This window comes from Corynebacterium sp. MC3, assembly GCF_900099485.1.
Classification (GTDB): domain Bacteria; phylum Actinomycetota; class Actinomycetes; order Mycobacteriales; family Mycobacteriaceae; genus Corynebacterium; species Corynebacterium pseudogenitalium.
This window is the reverse complement of record NZ_LT622809.1, coordinates 112,103-114,279: the sequence shown is the minus strand read 5'-3', so window position 1 is coordinate 114,279 and position 2,177 is coordinate 112,103. Positions and strand designations below refer to the sequence as shown.

At 72.0% G+C, this 2,177-nt stretch carries 3 protein-coding genes; all 3 read right to left on the bottom strand.

Annotated features, from left to right (window positions below; all coding sequences use genetic code 11):
• On the bottom strand, positions 1–459 hold a 459-nt coding region (locus BQ4436_RS12095; RefSeq protein WP_369822017.1), incomplete at its 3' end, for a hypothetical protein.
• The gene (locus tag BQ4436_RS00760) at positions 456–1,508 is read right to left on the bottom strand and encodes a TadA family conjugal transfer-associated ATPase (protein ID WP_070975171.1); all 1,053 of its coding nucleotides are present in this window, start codon (positions 1,506–1,508) and stop codon (positions 456–458) included. The genes BQ4436_RS00760 and BQ4436_RS12095, both read right to left, overlap by 4 nt.
• Positions 1,509–1,543: 35 nt before the next feature.
• Positions 1,544–2,122, bottom strand: coding sequence for a CpaE-like family protein (locus BQ4436_RS00755; protein ID WP_070975170.1), 579 nt, complete (start codon positions 2,120–2,122; stop codon positions 1,544–1,546).
• Positions 2,123–2,177: the final 55 nt, after the last annotated feature.

Sequence of the window (2,177 nt, the reverse complement as noted above, 5' to 3'; positions counted from 1 at the left end):
CACCCCGACCCGCCACAGGGCCTCCACCCGGGACAGCTCCGGGGTGCGAAGCCCCGCGGCGTCGCCGGTGCGCAGCACGTGGCAGAACAGGGAGGCGTCGGCACGCAGGTCGGTGGGGGTGGTGTCGGGGAGTTGCTCGGTGGCGCGCAGCGTGGCGTCGAGAAGCGAGGAACCGGCCTGCAAGCTGGCGCTGATGTGCCCCAAGAACTGCGAGGCCGCCTCTTGGCGCCGCACCAGCACCTGCCCGGCGCGGCGTCGCGAGTAGGCGTAGAGTGCCGTCGCCCCGGCGAGCGCCGCAGCGATGACCACCGCCGCGCGATCCGTCACGATGACCAGCAGCGCCACCGCGAGCGCCACCGGCGGCACCCACCCCCACGACACCACGCGCGGGCGAATCCGATGCGCGGGCACCCCTCCCGTCCAGGCCACACAGGCCGCGAATGCGAACAGGTACGTCATGGCCGCTGCCAAATCACTCGCGTGGTCACCGGGTTGCCCTCCAGGGCACCGATCTGGTGCAGGACGCGGCGGCCGTCGGGGCGGCGCTGCATCACAATCACCGTATCCAGCGCCGGCGCAAGCTGCGCGTGCAGGGCGTCGCGCCCCATCCCGCCGAGCGCGGCGAGCGCCTCAAACCTGGCCGGGACCTCCTCGATCGCGTTGGCGTGCAAGGTGCCAGCGCCACCCTCGTGACCGGTGTTCAGCGCCGCGAGGAGGTCCGTCACCTCCGCCCCGCGGATCTCCCCCACCACGATCCGGTCCGGGCGCATCCGCAGCGACTGGCGGACAAGGTCCGCAATCGTGACCTGGCCGGCGCCCTCCGTGTTCACCGCCCGCGTATTCAGGTTCAGCACGTGCGGGTGGTTCGGGGTCAGCTCCAGGGTGTCCTCGATCGCCAGGATCCGCTCGTGCGGCGCCACCTCTGCGAGCATCGCGGAGAGCAACGTCGTCTTGCCCGAACCGGTCCCGCCCACGATGACGAAGGCGCGCCGGACCCGCACGATTTCACGCAGCATCTCGGCGCGTTCCTCGTCCATCGTGCCGCTGGCCACCAGCTCGTCGAGGGTGGCGGTGGTGGTGCGCAGCACGCGCAGCGACAGGCACGTGCCCGCCACAGCCGTGGGTGCCAGCACCGCGTGGAAGCGGATAATCGAGCCGTCCGGCCTGCGGAAATGGCCGTCGCAGTAGGGTTGGGCGTCGTCAAGGCGGCGCCCGCAGCGCAGCGCCAGGCGCGTGGCCAGTCGGCGCACGGACTCCTCGGAGTCGAAGCAGATCTCGCTGCGCTCGAGGCCGTGCCCGCGGTCCACGAACACGCGGTCGGGGGCGTTGACGCAGATGTCGGTCACCTCCCCGCCGGCGAGCAGCGGTTCCAGGGGCCCGGCGCCGGAGGTGTCGTCGCGAAGTTGGCGCATCGCCGCCAGCACGTCCACGTCACTGATAACGACGGCCTCTTCGCGAATCAGCGCCGCGAGCCGGGTGGCGTCGACCTCCCCGGGCTCGTCGGCCATGCGGCGTTGCACGCGTAGTAACAAGTCCTGATCCACTAGGCCACCTCCTCGAGCACAGCCTTCGCCGCCTTCGCAAGCCCAGTAGGCAACCGCTGCGGCAGGCCGCGCTGCTCGACGCGCTTCGTCAGCCCGCGGACCTGGCCGATGGTGGCCACCACGCGCGAACCCGCAATCGCGGCGATCTCGTCCACGCCGATGCCAGCCCACCCGATGTCCCTGACCACCAGCACGTGCCGCAGTCCTGCTCGCTCGCACTGGGCGACCAGTTGCGCCGCCGCCGACACCGCCCTGACCTGCGGGGCGACCAGGATCGCCACTACGTCGCAGCGCGCGGGCAGCTGCGAACACGAGGCATCCACCACGGTCACCCCGCCGGTGCCGAGCACCTCCACCAGCGCCTCAAGATCCTCCACATCATCCCCGAAACCAGCGCCGGAGACCTCCCTGCTACACGTCATCACCGCCACGCCGTCCGGGGTGACGGGCAGCGCGCGGCGCACGTCCTCGCGGGCGACCGCGCCCTCCCCGATCGCGATCTCGCCCCACCGCGCGCCGATCTCTTCCTCAATACCGAGCAGCAAGTCCAGCCCGCCGGAGTGCGCGTGCCCATCCACCAGGGTCGAGGGCGCCGCGGCCCTGGCGCACGCCGCCGCGAACGTCGAGGCCCCC

What these genes read in the sequence shown, in the direction of transcription:
- BQ4436_RS00760 (WP_070975171.1), bottom strand. Translation starts at nt 1,508, where the DNA reads ATGGCCGACGAGCCCGGGGAGGTCGACGCCACCCGGCTCGCGGCGCTG.